Genomic DNA, 16,453 nt, shown 5'->3' on the forward strand with positions numbered 1-16,453 from the left:
CTTGAAAGGTCAACAGACCCAAGTAAGTCGTAGGCAAAAAAAAACGCAGCTCATAGTAGCTGCGTAAATATTCTTTAGGGATGAAACAATGCTGTACTGCTGCATTCATAGATTCAGACCCACGCTTTTTTAAAAAGTTCAGTGAGATCTTAAAAAATGAAAAAAAATATTATTACTTTATCTCTAGTGCTTACTTTAGTTGGTTGTGCCACTGCACCACCTAAGCAACCAGAAGATATTTGTAAAATCTTTGAAGAAAAGTCTGACTGGTATTTTGATGCAAAAGACGCGCAAGACAAGTGGGGCTCTCCCAAACACGTATTAATGAGCATGATGTATCAAGAAAGCTCTTTTCGTCATGATGCTGCACCGCCCATGGAATACTTTTTATGGATAATACCAACTGGACGCGCAAGTGATGCTTATGGTTATTCTCAAGCTAAAACGCCAACTTGGTCTGATTATATTCGTGAAACAGGTAATAGTGGTGCTGATAGAGATGAATTTGAAGATGCGATCGATTTTATGGCGTGGTTTGTTTATAAAACCCATAAAGTTAATGGTGTTTCTAAATGGGATGCCTACGCACAGTATTTAAATTATCACGAAGGGTGGGGCGGTTATAAGCGAGGCACTTATCGTAAGAAAAAATGGTTAATAAGCGTTGCCAATAAAGTAAAACACCGTGCGAGCCGTTATGGAGCGCAGCTAAGACGCTGTGAGGATGATTTAGACAAAGGTTGGTTAGAGCGTTTATTCTTTTAATTAATCTAAGCCCTGATTAATTAAAAAAGGAGCCATTTGGCTCCTTTTTTATTGGGTTATTTTTTACGTTTATTGGGCTGAATTTTAACTTGTTTAATCATGTTTTCTTTTATTTCAAGCACTTCAACTGGGTAACCCGCAATACGAATACTTAAGTTAGCATCAGGAATATCTTCCAAATATTCAACAATCAGGCCACTTAAAGTTTTAGGGCCATCTAATGGGAATTCCCAGCCCATCTCTTTATTTAAGTCGCGAACGTTAGCACCACCATCAACAATGTAAGAGCCATCGTTCTGTGTGGTTACTTCTTCACTTGGTGTGCGGGTTTGAGTAGTAGTGAAATCGCCCACAACCTCTTCAAGAATATCTTCTAGGGTAACTAAGCCTTGGATATCGCCATATTCATCAACAACAATACCAATTCGTTCTTTTGATAACTGAAACTTCAGTAGTTGAGTATTAAGCGACGTTCCCTCTGGAATAAAGTAAATTTCACGTACAGCGCGTAGTAGCGAAGGTTTATCGAATTGCTCTTTAGTAAGAAGACGTAATGCATCACGAGAGTGAATAAAGCCTACTGCATCATCTATATTGTCGCGGTATAAAAGCACGCGAGTATGTTGAGCATGAGTAAGCTGCTTACTAATTATTTTCCAGTCATCGTTGATATCAATCGCCACAATTTCATTGCGGGGTATCATAATATCTTCAACGGTAACCTGTTCTAAATCTAAAATTGAGGTCAGCATACTTTGGTGGCGCGCGGGGATCAGCGCTCCAGATTCGTTAAGCACGGTTTTTAATTCTTCTTTACTCATGCTGTGCTCATCTATTTGTGCAGCACTAATTCCAAATAAGCGTAATATGCCGTTGGTCATCCAGTTAACAACAACCACAAACGGGAAGAGTATTTTTAACAAGCCTTTGAGTATCACAGAGCTGGGAAAAGCGACTCGCTCAGGATAGAGGGCGGCCAGTGTTTTTGGCGTTACCTCAGCAAAAATTAGTACAACAAGTGTTAATGCACCTGTCGCTATGGCAATACCTAAATCGCCATACAAGCGAATACCAATAATGGTGGCTACCTGCGCTGCAGCAATATTAACAAGGTTATTACCAATTAGGATCAGACCTATCAACCTATCTGGTCGACTCAGTAATTTACTAACGCGTTTCGCAGCACGATGATTCTCTTTAGCGAGGTGTCGCAAACGAATACGGTTGATTGACATGATTCCGGTTTCTGACCCGGAGAAGTAAGCAGAAAAAAGCACCAATAAACCTAATATGATAAACAGGGTACTTGTCGATATGTCGTCCAACGATGGATCCTTTTTTTATAAACCAATGCGTATTAAGCTAGAGTGAGCTTTCAGAGTCAAGTTAAAACTTATTCAGGACCACTTCTTGTATAAAACGGCTACCAAAATAAGCGAGTGTGAGTGTAAAAGCGGCAATCATTATACTAACTACCACAACTTTTCCTCGCCAACCACGTTTGACATGGCCAACTGCAATTGTGGCAAAAATGGCCCAAGCAACTAGGGATAAGATTGTTTTGTGAATAAACTCTTTGGCAAACATGCCATCGAGAAATACAAAACCAGTGATCAGCGCCACACTTAATAATACGGTGCCTAAGTTTAATAACTGGTAAAGTTGACGCTCTACAACCATCAGAGGTGGTAAGTGACTGTGAACTATTGCTAGGTCTTTTCGCTTTAAGCGCTTATCAATAAAATAAAATTGCACACCATATAAAGTCGCAATAATTAAAATACAGTAAGCCAATAACGACAGTGATATATGCGCAACTAGTGCTAGTTCTACATTAATACTTTGTAATAAAACGTGATGAGGGATAAATAAGCTAGAAATGGTTAAAAGCGCAGCAAAGCCATAAACAACAGGTAGTAACAAGGTTGCGGGAAACTTCAAAGAAACAGTGGTGACACACAGCACGATAATCCAGCATGTCAGTAATGCCACATTAACAATACTTAAATCTTGCCCATCAGCCCTAAATACCGAATTTACTAAAAGCAGCATGTGCGCCAAAATAGCGACAGTACTGAGTATAATAGTAACTTTTTGGCTCGGCCCCTGACGGTGAAACAATCGCGAAAGCACGTGAGACGTTGCTAACACATAAAATAAACTGGCAATAATAGTTAAACTAATAATCAGCATTTTGCTTTGGCCACTTAATTGAAGTCAAATAATTCGTGTTCGTTATGTGGCCATTGTATTTTATAGCAAAGCAAATGCATAGACCCTGTAAAAAGAAACTCAATAAGCAGCATTTCAGCACTGTATTGTATGCCACCATTTACGGTATACTATTTCTAATTGAATTTTAATAACATCGACCTTATTAATAGAGTTGATTTCAACGTCTTTTCGGAACCGTTACATGTTTGAGAACCTCCAAGAACGATTAGGTAAAACCCTAAAAAATATTAGTGGCCGTGGCCGCCTAACTGAAGACAACATTAAAGATACACTTCGTGAAGTGCGAATGGCATTTTTAGAAGCCGATGTGGCGTTGCCTGTTGTTCGCGAGTTTGTAAAACAAGTTAAAGAACGCGCAGTTGGTATTGAAGTTACTAAAAGCTTAAGTCCTGGCCAAGTATTTATAAAAATTGTTCGTGAAGAACTTGAAAAGGCCATGGGTGAAGCTAATGAAGAGCTAAGCCTTAACGCGCAACCTCCGGCTGTTGTGATGATGGCGGGCCTTCAAGGTGCTGGTAAAACAACCAGTGTGGGTAAACTGGCTAAGTTTTTAAAAGAGCGCAAGAAAAAATCAGTGCTGGTAGTGAGTGCCGATGTTTACCGTCCTGCGGCAATTAAGCAGTTAGAAACATTAGCGACAGAAGTAGATGTAGAATTTTTCCCAAGTGACATTTCACAAAAGCCAGTTGATATAGCACAAGCTGCTATTTCTCACGCGAAAAAGAAATTTATTGATGTGGTATTAGTTGATACTGCAGGTCGCTTGCATGTTGATAATGACATGATGGATGAAATCAAAGCGCTTCATGGTGCAATTAATCCAATCGAGACTTTATTCGTTGTTGATGCAATGACAGGTCAAGATGCTGCAAACACCGCGAAGGCGTTTGACGAAGCATTGCCTTTAACCGGTGTGATTTTAACTAAAACAGACGGTGATGCCCGTGGTGGTGCTGCGTTATCTATTCGTCATATTACCGGGAAACCTATTAAGTTTATGGGTGTTGGTGAGCGTACTGACGCACTTGAACCTTTCCACCCTGATCGTATCGCCTCACGTATCTTAGGCATGGGTGATGTACTTTCATTAATCGAAGAAGTCGAGATGAAAGTAGATAAAGAGCAGGCAGAAAAAGTAGCGAAAAAAGTATTTAAAGGTGATGGTTTTACACTGGATGATTTTGCTGATCAATTAAAGCAAATGAAAAATATGGGCGGCATGATGTCAATGCTTGATAAACTGCCAGGTATGCAAAACATCCCAGATGCAGTAAAAGGCCAAATGGGCGATAAAACCTTTATTCAAATGGAAGCAATTATTAGCTCTATGACGAAAAAAGAACGTGCACGCCCAGAGATCATTAAAGGTTCGCGTAAAAAACGCATTGCAGCGGGGTCGGGTACTCAAGTACAAGAAATCAATAAGCTGCTTAAGCAGTTTACCCAAATGCAAAAAATGATGAAAAAAATGAAAGGCAAAGGTGGCATGCAAAAAATGATGCGTGGCATGAAAGGGATGTTACCACCGGGAATGATGGGCGGCGGTGGCCCGAAATTTTAATAATTTAACCTTTAATATCTCCGATACGATATAAAAAGCAATCAATAAAGAGGCAAATTGCCTCTTTATTGTTGAATAAACTATGCACAGAATAGCTTGTTCACATGCTTTTTCTTCTTGGATCACGGTTTAATCTACTAAACTGCCTTTTTGCATCACTTCTTACTTGCATTGTTGCTAAAAACTCGTACAATTCACCGGCTCCCCATACTGGGGAGTAAATCTTATTAATGAAAACAGTCAATCTATTTAGAGGACGGTATGGTAACTATTCGTTTGCAACGTGGTGGCGCTAAAAAACGCCCTTTCTATCAAATTGTGGTTGCGGATAGCCGTTTCTCGCGTGACGGTCGCTTCATCGAGAAAGTAGGTTTCTTTAACCCAATCGCTTCAGGTCAAGAAGAAAAACTTCGTTTAGATTTACCACGTGTTGAGCACTGGTTAGGTCAAGGCGCAGGTCTTTCAGATCGTGTAGCTAAATTAGTTAAAGACGCTCGTAAAGCGGCTTAATAGGCGTAAGTGTAACCATGAGTCAAGAGAACACCTCATCAATAATTGTCGTAGGAAAGCTCGGCGCCCCATATGGTATAAAGGGCTGGCTTAAGGTGCATTCATTTACTGATGATCCCCAAGGGATCTTCGATTTCAGCCCGTGGTTGATAGGGCAGCAAGGTAAATGGCAATCCTTAGAAGTGGTCGACTGGCGTCGCCACAACAAAGGCTTTATCGCTAAGTTTGCGCAAGTAAATGACAGAGACCAAGCAATGGCTTATACCAATGTTGAAATTTCTGTGGATTCAGCGCAGCTACCAGAATTACCGCAAGGTGAATTCTATTGGCGAGATCTCATTGGCATGTCGGTTGTAACTGATAAAGGTTATAACTTAGGCATTGTTGATGACCTTATGGAGACAGGCTCAAATGACGTACTGGTTGTGAAAGCAAACAGTAAAGATGCATTTGGCCAAGCAGAACGTTTAATTCCTTTTTTAACTGATTCAGTTATTCAAGAGGTTAAATATGATGCGAAAGAAATTACTGTAGATTGGGATCCAAGCTTTTAATGAGTCAAACAAGTTCGTTGTGGGTAGGGGTTATCAGCCTTTTCCCGGATATGTTTGATGCAATTACAACGCAAGGTGTAACCGGTCGCGCTGTTAAAAAGGGTTTAATCGACTTTAACTGCTGGAATCCACGAGACTATGCAACTGATAAGCATAGAACCGTAGATGATCGTCCTTACGGGGGCGGACCAGGCATGTTAATGATGGTTGAACCACTTAAACAAGCCATTCTTGAAGCCAAACAGGCTGCAGGTGATGGTGCAAAAGTAATTTATATGTCGCCACAAGGGCGCAAATTAGATCAGCAAGGGGCAAGCGAACTCGCAAACTCTGAAAAACTGATTTTAATTGCCGGTCGCTATGAAGGTATAGACGAGAGAATAATAGAATCGTACGTTGACGAAGAATGGTCAATTGGTGATTTTATTTTGAGTGGGGGTGAACTACCTGCCATGACATTAATTGACGCAGTAGCGCGATTAGTGCCAGGGGTTTTAGGACACAACCAGTCAGCAGAGCAAGATTCATTTTCGGATGGCTTGCTAGATTGTCCTCACTATACACGGCCAGAAACATTGGACGACAAACAGGTGCCTGCTGTATTGCTCAGCGGAAACCACCAAGAGATAGCAAAATGGCGGCTTATGCAGTCATTAGGTAGAACTTGGCTTCGCCGTCCTGACTTGTTGCATAACCTAGCTCTGACTGAGGAGCAAGCGGTATTACTCGCGAAATTTCAGCAAGAGTACCAAAAAGCTTGTGGCTAGAAGACAGTTACACCTAGGAAAGTGAGAAACATAATGGCAAAAGTAAACCAAAATATTATTAAAGCGCTTGAAGAAGAGCAGCTTAAAACAGACGTACCTGCATTCGGCGCTGGTGATACAGTAGTTGTACAGGTAAAAGTAAAAGAAGGTGCTAAAGAGCGTCTACAGGCCTTTGAAGGTGTTGTAATCGCTAAGCGTAATCGTGGTCTTCACTCAGCATTCACAGTTCGTAAAATCTCGAACGGTGAAGGTGTTGAGCGTGTATTCCAAACGCACAGCCCTCTTATTGATAGCGTAACAGTTAAGCGTCGCGGTGCGGTTCGTCGTGCTAAGCTTTACTATCTACGTGAGCGTTCTGGTAAATCTGCACGTATTAGAGAAAAACTTAACTAATACGCGCTGTTTATCAACGCAAAAAAACGGGTTGCAACCTTTGGGTTGCAACCCGTTTTGGTTTTAATGCTATTGCGGTTTTTATATCGCTACATTCAAAAACCAATACACACCTTAACCTGCATGCGTTAAAGTGTGGTTCACTTCAAATCACAATATCTTCTCACTTCTTGCAAAAATGATGTACAAAAATGAATGATAAAACGATAGTTACACACAACGGCAATTTTCACGCAGATGATGTTTTTAGTATCGCTGCACTTAAAATTATTTTCCCTTCTTTTACCCTGATCCGCACACGCGATAATGCGATTATTAATGACGCCGATGTGGTTATTGATGTTGGTGGTCAATATGACCCAGAAACTAACCGGTTTGATCATCATCAGCGTGGCGGTGCTGGCGCTCGTGAAAATGGTATTCCTTTTTCGTCATTTGGCTTGGTGTGGAAAAAATATGGCTTAGCAATATGTGATGATAACCAAGATGTGGCGAATGCGGTGGATGCAGGGCTTGTATCAACTATTGATGCCATTGATTGTGGTCATGTTGAAGGGGTTGCTACAGGCATTAGCTTAAGCCAAACAATTTCTATGTTTAACCCAACATGGGAAGAGGAAAGTGATTTTGATGCTGCTTTTGATCAAGCGGTTGAATTTGCACACACTTTACTGATTCGTTTTGTAGCTTCTGCCCGAGGTGGTTTAAATGCTAAAAAGATTGTTGCTCAAGCAATAAAACAAGCTGATGATCCTCGATTAATCGTATTAGAGCGCTATACTCCGTGGAAAAAAACCGTACATAGTTTATCTGATGAGGCATTATTTGTCGTTTACCCATCTCATTCTGGCAAGTGGATAGTGCAAACAGTGCCTGCAGAATTAGGCTCTTTTGAAGACAGAAAGTCATTACCTGCAACATGGGCAGGATTATCAGATGATGAATTTCAAGCGGTAACCGGTATCGATGATGCTATGTTTTGTCACAATGGCTTATTTATCGCTGGCGCAGAATCATTCGACAGTGTTATGTCGCTTGCGGCTATGGCATTAGAATACTAATAGTTCTCCTTAACCGCTCGCCGGTTACTTAATAAAAGTGGCCTTTGCCACTTTTTTAAGATCCTCTACTTAACCTGAACCTACGTAAATTCAATGAAGTTAGCGCTGAAATAGCTGCTTGAGATAGATTTATTATCTAGCGTTTAGGTTACTTACTACCGTTTCCACCTTGGTTTTAGTTGAACAACTGATAGTGATCTTTTCAATAATTTGCCTTTTAACCCCTAACGTATCCTGTTAGTATTTATCGTATTGATTAGTTTACTTTTTTGTAAGTTTTAATTTACGATTTTGCTTTTTTGGATGGAATGAGAACGTGGCAGAGATAAGTGATTTAGCGCAGCTAAGAACAAGTATAGATGAATGCGATGCGCAACTGGTTGCCTTACTTGCAAAACGCAATGGTATTACTCAACAAATAGGCGCAATAAAACAACAAACTGGCGCGCCATTACATGCACCCGATCGAGAAGCTGATTTATTAGCTGCACGACGTCAAGAGGCTATTAATCAAGGTGTAAATCCTGATTTAGTCGAAGACATTCTCAGACGCATGATGCGTGAAGCTTATCAAAATCAACAAGCCAAATTAGCCTGTGCCGACCCACAATTATCGCCAATTGTTATTGTTGGTGGTGAAGGGGCAATGGGTCAGTTATTTGCAAAACAATTTCAGCGTTCGGGTTACGAAGTCAAAATTTTAGATAAAGCGCAGCAATCACAGGCAGCGGATATTCTAAAAGGTGCAAAACTGGTGATGATCAGTGTACCAATAAATGCTCTTGAAACAGTTGTTAACGCGCTTCCAAAGCTTGATGATGATTGTTTGCTGGTTGATATTACATCAGTTAAACAAGCACCATTAGCTGTGCTTAAAAAAGTACATAGTGGGCCAGTTGTTGGTTTACATCCAATGTTTGGACCTGATATTTCCCATTGGGTGAAACAAACCGTGGTGGTGTGTGAAGGGCGTAGTCATGAGGTGGCACAAGGGTTATTAAAACAGCTACAAATATGGGGTTGTCAGTTAGTTGAACTTGAGGCCAAAAAGCATGACGAAGCAATGCAAATTATTCAGGTTATGCGCCATTTAACCACCTTTGTGTACGGTCAGTTTTTAGCAAAACAGGGGCATACACTTGCCGAGTTAAGAAGTTGCTCATCACCTATTTATCAATTAGAGCTAATGATGGTTGGCCGTTTATTTGCGCAATCGCCAGAGCTATACACCGATATTATGTTAGCGCAGTTTGACAATGTCGAAAGCTTATTGGCGCAGTATCAGTCTTTGTTTTCGCAAACGCTTGAAAAGCTAAAAGCAGGGGATAAGTCCGCATTAATTGATGCTTTTGCTGATGCAAAGTCTTATTTCTCAGATTCAACGGCGCACTTTTTAACCCAAAGCCGTAGTCTTTTAAATAAAGCGAATGATGCGAAAGTACTTGATTAAAAAGAATAGCTCCATGAAAAGAAAAGGGCCGCTAGGCCCTTTTTTAATATTTTGTTAGCTTTCTACGCTCACAGCTTGTAAAGACTCGCTTTGGTAACAACCAAGTACACGAACATATTGAGTGTGCTGTTTGAGCTCCTCCAATGCATGCTTCACTTGGTTATCGATTAAGTTAGCCTCCAAGTCCACATAAAATACTTCTTCCCATGGGTTACCAGGAGTAGGTCGAGATTCTAGTTTCACTAAATTAATATTATGCTGTTTAAAAATCATTAACGCATCGGCAAGCGAACCGGCCTGCTGCTTGGTTGACATAATTAAGCTAGTTTTAGTAGGGATTTGAGTTGATACTTGCAGTGGTTTTCGGGCAACCACAATGAAGCGGCTGTGATTTTCTTTTTGATTGGCAAGATTCGCCTTGATCACTTCAAGGCCTACATTTTTCCCTGCTTGCGCAGAGCCGATTGCTGCGCTGTTCGGTGTTTCAAGAGCTGATTTTAATGCACTTGAGGTTGAATCGCAGGTTTCATGCTGAAGTTCGCCAAGGCCCTGTAAAAAGCGGCTACACTGGGCAAAGGGTTGCGGATGTGCAAAGACTTTAGTTAATTGGTTCAGCTCAGTTCCTGGGGCTGCTAATAAGCAATGCTCAACGCTATGAGTAACTTCACCGACAATAGAGACTTGTGCATGCTGCAGCAAATCAAATACTTCATTAATACTACCTGAGCTAGTGTTTTCGATAGGCAGTAAGCCAAAGTCGGCTTGACCTTTTTCTACTTTACCAGTGATTTCTTCAAATGAGGTACAACCAATTTCAACTAATTTACCCGGGCGACGGCTAAAATATTTATGACATGCAAGCTGACTATAAGAGCCTTGACCGCCTAAATACGTTACGCGATGGGTTTCGCTCAGTGCATCGGGGTTTAAATTCTTTTGAAGCATGGCTTGTTGATGCAATACTGAGTCTTCTAATATCGTTTGAAACACGTTGTTAACGTAGTAAGCGTCAAGCCCTAACGATTTGCCATAGCCTATAAGTTTTTCGAGCAAAGCCAGTTCACGGGCCTCATCACGAATGGGTTTATTATTTGCAATTTTATATTCAACTACGCCATGACTAATGCGGCGTCGCTTTGCTAGTAAAACAAGTAAATCGGAGTCGATTTCATTTATATCGTGCCTGAGAGTATCAAGTACATCGTTGCTCATTTGGTTTTCCTCATTCCAAAAATATCACTGATTTTGCAGTGAAAATAAAAAAGCCTCCCAGTTGGGAGGCTTTACTATTCGATTGATTTTATCTCACAAACAGGGAAGCCTCTTCTATATAAAGAAGCTAAAAAAAGAAAAAAAGGCGTGTGAGTAATTTATATTCATACCCTTAATGTATGAAGTGTCACTCCCAATGTCAACAAGCACTTACCTGACGCGGCTTTTTTACCTAATATGTGTACAAAAGGTGTTGTTTTTTAAAAGTTTATAAATAATTTATAATTCTGATTTAAGTTCTGGTATATTTCTATTACTTGAAAAAATAATAATTATAAATAAGGTTGGCTTTTTGTGTATCGACGCCCTCCATCTCGATTTGGCATAAACTCACTTAGTGTAAAGTTATCATTGTTGATCTCTGGTATCTGTTTAGTGGCTGGCATTTGTGCGGCTGCATTAATGCTCAAGTCAGAAGAAAAACAGCTTGTTTTTGAAGAGCATGAGGTATTAAAGCAATCAAATGAATTATTAATAAACCAGTTTAATAACCTGATAGCGACCAAAGTTAAAATAGCAGAGCAAGCTAATATTGTTGTTAGCGAGCAGTTATTTGAGGGACAGCTGTCATTTAAAAATAATACTGCACCTACAATGCAGCTCACCAATGATGGCTCAGTGCGCAGTGCATCATCGGATGGGCTATCAGCCGCGTTTATCCCTCAAACTGCATATTCTCCTTTTTATAAACAGCTAATTGCTGATTCTGAATCCCTTTGGAAAGTTATTTCTCCTACGTTAATTCAAGATTTTTATAATTTTTATCTTATAACTGAAGATAACTTTATTCGTGTCGCACCGCCAAACTGGGCGCTTAATGTGCCTGGAAATTATACATTCAACCAAAGTGATAGCTTCAATTATGCGAAGTCTTTAACTAACCCACAACGAGAGCCTCAATGGTCAAAAGTTTACTATGATGAAGTTTGGAATAAATGGGTAGTCAGTTTAATTGTTCCCATTTATCAAGATGATGAGTTTTTAGGGGTTACCGGTAACGATATTTCACTAAACTCACTCATATCGCAATTACCCGTCGGTGGAAAGGAAAAACACTTAGTAGTGTTTGATAAACAAGGACAGCTATTAGCACATCCAAACTTAACCTCTGAAAATTATAAAGAGTACGGAGAGGCAGGCAAAAAGCTATTACCAGATGACTTTATTTCTCCAGAACTAAAGCGCGTTATTGATAACGCAGGGCAAATACAATTACCAGAATATGCCGATTCATTTTCATTAAATGATGAAGACTACATTATAAATATCCATAAAGTTGAAGGTGTAAACTGGTATGTGGGTGTATATAAAAAGCGCTCCTCAACGTTATCGGCATTGAAAGACTTAAAGCTTAAGTTTTTTGGCCTATTTATTCTGTATGCCATTTTAGTTGCTTTATTATTACACCAAGCACTTTACCAATTGGTATTAAGACGCTTACATTCATTGGTTTATGCAGTTACTAACTTTGGTAAAGGCCAGTTAGAGATTGAGTTTCCAAAAGAAAATAAAGATGAAATTGGTACGCTTAATGGTTCATTCAAAGATATGACCATTGAAATTCGCAAACTCATTGACGGCTTAAACCAGCGCATAATAGAAAAAGAAATCGCAGAGAAAGCTGCAAATCGCTTGTCTAAAGCGGTTGCGTTCTCTGGTACAGGGGTGGTGATCACCGATGAAAATTTTGTCATTGAATACGTTAATCCAAAAATGTTAGAGATGACTGATTTTGTCGAAAATGATTTTTTGCGTCAGCCATTACTGACAATTATTGCCAATGAAATGACCATGTTGGTAGAGGATATTGACATTGATTTGCGTAATCGTAATTACTGGCGAGGAGATACGCTTATTGAAGCGCAAAACAAGTCGCCAATATGGGTATCGCTTAGTGTGTCACCTATTCGAGAAGACGGTGGTAAAATAACCAGTTACGTGGCATCAGCGCAAGATATTTCGTTTGTGAAAGAAAGCCAACGAAAAATGGAACAGCTCGCTTACTTTGACACACTAACCGGGCTTGCTAACCGTACATTCTTTAGAATGCAGCTCAGGAAGTCGATGGCGCTTGCTGAGAGAGGGCGTTACTCGTTTGCTTTATTTTATTTTGATCTGGATGAATTTAAGCGTATTAACGATACTTTAGGTCATGATGCGGGTGATCAGCTGTTAGTTGAAGTGGCAACACGCTTAAAACAGCGCTTACGAGCAGAAGATACCATAGCCCGTTTAGGTGGGGATGAATTTGCTGTTTTACTCAGTGGTATTGAACATCAAAAAGAAGCATCTGAAGTCGCTGACACCATACAAAAAACCTTAAACCAGCCGATAAAACTTGGCAGCAATGAAGTAATTGTCAGTGCAAGTATTGGGATCACCTTAGCACCATTTGATAGCCTAGAAGAAGATCAGTTACTAAAGCATGCCGACTTAGCCATGTATGAGGCCAAAGCCAAAGGGCGTAACACTTTCCATTTTTATAGCCAAGATCTAAATGCGGCAGCTAATGAACGATTATTCCTAGAAAATGAATTGCGTCATGCGATTAAAGAAAAGCAACTCACGCTACATTACCAGCCACAAGTTGATTGTCGCGATAATAGCGTGGTGGGATATGAAGCATTACTTCGTTGGTTCCATCCTACGCAAGGGTTTATTCCTCCGACTAAGTTTATTCCGATAGCTGAGGCAACGGGTTTAATTGTAGAGCTCGGTAAATGGGTGCTACAACAAGCGTGTGAGTTTACGAAGCGACTAGAACAACAAGGTAGAGCAAGTAATATGTCGATAAATCTGTCAGCAAGACAGTTTAAAGACGCAAGCTTAGTGCCTATGCTGAAAAAAATAATTATAGAGACGCAGATTAATGCTAAAAGTCTGCATCTTGAATTAACCGAAAGCATGCTGATGGGGAATGTTGAAGCAGCTATTGATCAGTTACATCAACTTAAAAAGTTGGGTATCTCAATTTCTATTGATGACTTTGGTACGGGTTATTCTTCACTGAGTTACCTTAAGCGTTTCCCTGTCGATATTCTTAAAATTGACCGCTCGTTTGTCAAAGATATACCTGAGGATGATAACGACATGGAGATCACTGCGGCCATTATTGCTATGGCACAAAAGCTGAAGCTTGATGTAGTTGCCGAAGGGGTCGAAACAATCGAGCAAGTTGAGTTTTTACAAAATAATAATTGTTTTATTGTTCAAGGCTATTATTTTAGTAAGCCAGTGGCTGAGGATGATATTCCCGCATTATTTGATCAATTAGCAGCGCTAAAAATTATTAAATAAGCAAGAATTGCGGGTTAACCACCCGCAATTTTTACTTTAAATTTTAATCCCTCTAAAATCGCTTTTAATTTGTCGCGATCATCACCTTGTACTTCAATAACACCTTCTTTTACTGCGCCCCCTTGGCCCATCTTACTTTTTATTGTTTTTGCTAACTTTTTCAAATCATGCTGTTGTGGATCAAGACCAACAACCAGCATTACACCTTTACCTTTTCGGCCTTTGGTTTGACGTTCTATGCGAATTGACCCGTCTTTAAATAGTTTTACATCCAGTTCTTTTTCTGGCTTTGGCTGATCAATTCGCCCTGTTGCTGTTGAATACACTAAGTGACTATCACTCATAATTAACCTACTTAAGATTGAATATAATAATGCGGCAAATAATAACAAATTTGTGAAGCAAAGGCGTAATTTTTGCACCTAAGCTGAACACCTTTTAATGCCCCCAAAGATAAAGCAACCAGTTTAAATACCGCAATTATATCTATGAATAAAAGTGTTTAAAGATTTTAAAAAAGCGCTTTAAATTGGCTAGCACTATAAAAACATCCATGCTACTATTTCGGCATTATAGATGTATGGACGTCCAAATGGTTAATTCTTACTTAGAGTATGCTCAACTTAATGTTGAGCCACAGTTAATTCACGCTGAGCTAGAAAAGCTTGAGCAATACCTAAATAAAAATGCTGCACCAGCCGTGCGTTGGGAATACCAAATTCCTGAGCTAGGTGAAGGTGGGGCATGCAGTTTATTTGGTTACCTACAGGATGAGCCGTTTAAACTAAGCGATTATGTCAGCCAAAGTACGCAAACAACTGAAAAATTAGCGCAACTTCAATTGATTGTTGACTACGTCATTGAAAACACAAAGCTTGATTGGTACGGCATTTATCAGAATACCCACACCAATGAAGGGGAGCAGTTATTAAAGCTGGCTTATTTTGGTGCGCCGAGTCGTCCTTTATTTCCGCTTACTGCTGAATTTGCGACTGCCAGCAATAACGTTCAGGTAGCGTTTAGTGGTAAAGGACGCGTTATCAATAACGTTGAGCAATATTTGGCAGCAGGCGGTGAATATTACACCTGCGATCCGAAAGTAAAAGCAGAAGCCTGTTTACCGCTATTTAATGCACAACAGCAATGTATAGGTATTGTTGATGGTGAAGCTTTTAACACTGATTTTTTTGATAAAGCGACGCTCGCGTTATTAATAGCGTGCTGTATTAAAATTCCTCACTTTTTAGTGTAAATAACACTAGTCAATCAAGTGAGTTTTTATGTTAAGCTTAGCGCAACAGCTAACCCCTAAATAACGAAGAGATAGCCAATGTTCTCAGTATTAAAACCATTACCAACAGACCCTATTCTTGGCCTTATGGCGGCCTACAAGCAAGATACTAACCCAAATAAGATTGACTTAGGGGTTGGTGTATATAAAGACGAGCAGGGGAATACCCCGGTATTAAAGTCAGTAAAAAAAGCAGAAGCGTTTCGTTTAGAAAATGAAATGAGCAAATCTTACATTGGACTTGCTGGTAACTTAGATTACTGTCAACAAATGGAAAATCTTCTTCTTGGTGAGCACCCGGCATTATTAGCTAATCGCGTACGCACAGCACAAGCACCTGGTGGTACAGGCGCACTTCGTGTTGCAGCAGAATTTATTGTACGTTGTAATCCAGGCGCTACTGTATGGGTTACTAACCCAACGTGGGCTAACCACATTAGCTTATTTGAAGCTGCAGGCTTAACGGTAAAAGAATACCCATACTACGACTACGAAAACAAAGATTTATTGTTTGATGAAATGGTTGAAACACTAACACAGGTGCCTAAGGGCGATGTGGTGTTATTACATGCATGTTGTCACAACCCAAGTGGTATGGATTTAAACGAAACACAATGGAATACTATTGCTGAACTTGCAAAAGATGTGGGTTTTACGCCATTAATTGATATTGCATATCAAGGTTTTGGCTCTTCTTTAGAAGAAGATGCGAATGGTTTACGTATTTTAGCCAATGCGGTTGAAGAGTTGATCATTTGTTCATCATGTTCTAAAAACTTCGGCTTATACCGTGAGCGTATTGGTGCCTGTTCAATCATTGCAAAAGACAGTGCAACAGCTGATATTTCAAACTCGGTGTTATTAAGTGTGGTACGTAGCATTTATTCTATGCCGCCAGCGCACGGTGCAGACATTGTAAACACTATTTTAAGCAGCACAGAGTTAACGCAGCTATGGCACAGTGAACTTGATGAAATGCGTAACCGTATTAATGGGTTACGTAGTTTAATTAAAGACAGCCTGGCAGCGAAAGACATTGCTCAAGACTTCTCGTTTATTGACCGCCAACACGGTATGTTCTCTTTCTTAGGTATTAATAAAGAGCAGATCGAGCGCTTGCAAAAAGAATACGGTATTTACATTGTCGGTTCTAGCCGTGTTAACGTAGCAGGTATTAGCCAAGCAAATATCAACTACTTTGCTAACGCAGTTGCTGATGTTTGTAAGTAATCAGTAAGCAGCTTTGGCTTTTAAATAATAAAAAAACCGCACACTCGTTGCGGTTTTTTATTGTTTC

The 16,453-nt window shown here is 40.0% G+C and carries 15 protein-coding genes and 1 other annotated feature; of the genes, 11 read left to right on the forward strand and 4 right to left on the reverse strand.

Annotation, left to right across the window (positions count from 1 at the left end; genetic code table 11):
* Positions 1-156: 156 nt before the first annotated feature.
* A complete protein-coding gene (locus CWB77_RS03825; RefSeq protein ID WP_138621454.1) occupies positions 157-765 on the forward strand; it encodes a transglycosylase SLT domain-containing protein in 609 nt (202 codons plus the stop codon).
* A gap of 56 nt (positions 766-821) precedes the next feature.
* Here CWB77_RS03825 and CWB77_RS03830 read toward each other — a convergent pair whose 3' ends face one another.
* Together CWB77_RS03830 and CWB77_RS03835 are read right to left on the reverse strand one after the other, a co-directional pair.
* Positions 822-2,090 (reverse strand): HlyC/CorC family transporter, encoded by a 1,269-nt coding sequence (locus CWB77_RS03830; RefSeq protein WP_010391300.1) that lies wholly within the window; start codon positions 2,088-2,090, stop codon positions 822-824.
* Between the two features lie 61 nt (positions 2,091-2,151).
* Positions 2,152-2,958 carry a cytochrome C assembly family protein gene (locus tag CWB77_RS03835; protein ID WP_010391302.1) on the reverse strand — a complete coding sequence of 269 codons (807 nt, stop codon included), beginning with the start codon at positions 2,956-2,958 and terminating at the stop codon, positions 2,152-2,154.
* Between the two features lie 223 nt (positions 2,959-3,181).
* On the opposite strand from CWB77_RS03835, the gene ffh reads away from it, so the two are divergent.
* From ffh to tyrA, 7 genes are all read left to right on the forward strand, one after another.
* Positions 3,182-4,561: a signal recognition particle protein gene (gene ffh / locus CWB77_RS03840; RefSeq protein WP_010391303.1), complete on the forward strand. Its 1,380-nt coding sequence runs from the start codon at positions 3,182-3,184 to the stop codon at positions 4,559-4,561.
* 261 nt (positions 4,562-4,822) lie between these two features.
* Entirely contained in the window at positions 4,823-5,071 is a 249-nt protein-coding gene (rpsP, locus tag CWB77_RS03845) for a 30S ribosomal protein S16 (RefSeq protein ID WP_008114468.1), read from the forward strand.
* Positions 5,072-5,088: 17 nt separating this feature from the next.
* Entirely contained in the window at positions 5,089-5,625 is a 537-nt protein-coding gene (gene rimM, locus CWB77_RS03850; protein ID WP_008114470.1) for a ribosome maturation factor RimM, read from the forward strand.
* Entirely contained in the window at positions 5,625-6,392 is a 768-nt protein-coding gene (gene trmD / locus CWB77_RS03855; protein WP_075170595.1) for a tRNA (guanosine(37)-N1)-methyltransferase TrmD, read from the forward strand. Before rimM ends, trmD begins: the two co-directional genes overlap by 1 nt.
* Positions 6,393-6,425: 33 nt before the next feature.
* Positions 6,426-6,785, forward strand: a complete 360-nt coding sequence (rplS, locus tag CWB77_RS03860; protein ID WP_008114473.1) for a 50S ribosomal protein L19 — start codon at positions 6,426-6,428, stop codon at positions 6,783-6,785.
* Positions 6,786-6,976: 191 nt separating this feature from the next.
* Positions 6,977-7,846, forward strand: a complete 870-nt coding sequence (locus CWB77_RS03865) for an MYG1 family protein (RefSeq protein ID WP_138621456.1) — start codon at positions 6,977-6,979, stop codon at positions 7,844-7,846.
* 316 nt (positions 7,847-8,162) lie between these two features.
* On the forward strand, positions 8,163-9,296 hold the full coding sequence (gene tyrA, locus CWB77_RS03870) for a bifunctional chorismate mutase/prephenate dehydrogenase (RefSeq protein ID WP_109875540.1): 1,134 nt from the start codon (positions 8,163-8,165) through the stop codon (positions 9,294-9,296).
* A 54-nt stretch (positions 9,297-9,350) separates the two neighbouring features.
* Here tyrA and CWB77_RS03875 read toward each other — a convergent pair whose 3' ends face one another.
* Positions 9,351-10,508, reverse strand: a complete 1,158-nt coding sequence (locus tag CWB77_RS03875; RefSeq protein WP_076921530.1) for a chorismate mutase — start codon at positions 10,506-10,508, stop codon at positions 9,351-9,353.
* 43 nt (positions 10,509-10,551) lie between these two features.
* Positions 10,552-10,667, reverse strand: a sequence feature (Phe leader region).
* Positions 10,668-10,862: 195 nt separating this feature from the next.
* Between CWB77_RS03875 and CWB77_RS03880 the strand changes: the two genes are divergently transcribed.
* A complete protein-coding gene (locus CWB77_RS03880; protein WP_138621458.1) occupies positions 10,863-13,865 on the forward strand; it encodes a bifunctional diguanylate cyclase/phosphodiesterase in 3,003 nt (1,000 codons plus the stop codon).
* A gap of 14 nt (positions 13,866-13,879) precedes the next feature.
* Here CWB77_RS03880 and CWB77_RS03885 read toward each other — a convergent pair whose 3' ends face one another.
* Positions 13,880-14,209: an SUI1 family translation initiation factor gene (locus CWB77_RS03885; protein WP_008114484.1), complete on the reverse strand. Its 330-nt coding sequence runs from the start codon at positions 14,207-14,209 to the stop codon at positions 13,880-13,882.
* 248 nt (positions 14,210-14,457) lie between these two features.
* Here CWB77_RS03885 and CWB77_RS03890 point away from each other — a divergent pair, with 248 nt between their 5' ends.
* Complete coding sequence (locus tag CWB77_RS03890; RefSeq protein ID WP_010391323.1) at positions 14,458-15,117, forward strand: GAF domain-containing protein; 660 nt, start codon at positions 14,458-14,460, stop codon at positions 15,115-15,117.
* Positions 15,118-15,195: 78 nt separating this feature from the next.
* Complete coding sequence (locus tag CWB77_RS03895; protein WP_010391325.1) at positions 15,196-16,386, forward strand: amino acid aminotransferase; 1,191 nt, start codon at positions 15,196-15,198, stop codon at positions 16,384-16,386.
* The last annotated feature ends 67 nt before the right edge of the window (positions 16,387-16,453 follow it).

This window comes from Pseudoalteromonas sp. S1610, from assembly GCF_005887465.1.
GTDB lineage: Bacteria > Pseudomonadota > Gammaproteobacteria > Enterobacterales > Alteromonadaceae > Pseudoalteromonas > Pseudoalteromonas undina.

Excerpts from the sequence above, each read along its gene's own strand:
- CWB77_RS03885 (WP_008114484.1), bottom strand. The coding sequence starts at position 14,209 with ATGAGTGATAGTCACTTAGTGTATTCAACAGCAACAGGGCGAATTGAT.
- rpsP (WP_008114468.1), top strand. The coding sequence starts at position 4,823 with ATGGTAACTATTCGTTTGCAACGTGGTGGCGCTAAAAAACGCCCTTTC.
- CWB77_RS03825 (WP_138621454.1), top strand. The coding sequence starts at position 157 with ATGAAAAAAAATATTATTACTTTATCTCTAGTGCTTACTTTAGTTGGT.
- CWB77_RS03865 (WP_138621456.1), top strand. The coding sequence starts at position 6,977 with ATGAATGATAAAACGATAGTTACACACAACGGCAATTTTCACGCAGAT.
- rimM (WP_008114470.1), top strand. The coding sequence starts at position 5,089 with ATGAGTCAAGAGAACACCTCATCAATAATTGTCGTAGGAAAGCTCGGC.
- trmD (WP_075170595.1), top strand. The coding sequence starts at position 5,625 with ATGAGTCAAACAAGTTCGTTGTGGGTAGGGGTTATCAGCCTTTTCCCG.
- rplS (WP_008114473.1), top strand. The coding sequence starts at position 6,426 with ATGGCAAAAGTAAACCAAAATATTATTAAAGCGCTTGAAGAAGAGCAG.
- CWB77_RS03835 (WP_010391302.1), bottom strand. The coding sequence starts at position 2,958 with ATGCTGATTATTAGTTTAACTATTATTGCCAGTTTATTTTATGTGTTA.
- CWB77_RS03895 (WP_010391325.1), top strand. The coding sequence starts at position 15,196 with ATGTTCTCAGTATTAAAACCATTACCAACAGACCCTATTCTTGGCCTT.
- CWB77_RS03875 (WP_076921530.1), bottom strand. The coding sequence starts at position 10,508 with ATGAGCAACGATGTACTTGATACTCTCAGGCACGATATAAATGAAATC.
- CWB77_RS03890 (WP_010391323.1), top strand. The coding sequence starts at position 14,458 with ATGGTTAATTCTTACTTAGAGTATGCTCAACTTAATGTTGAGCCACAG.
- ffh (WP_010391303.1), top strand. The coding sequence starts at position 3,182 with ATGTTTGAGAACCTCCAAGAACGATTAGGTAAAACCCTAAAAAATATT.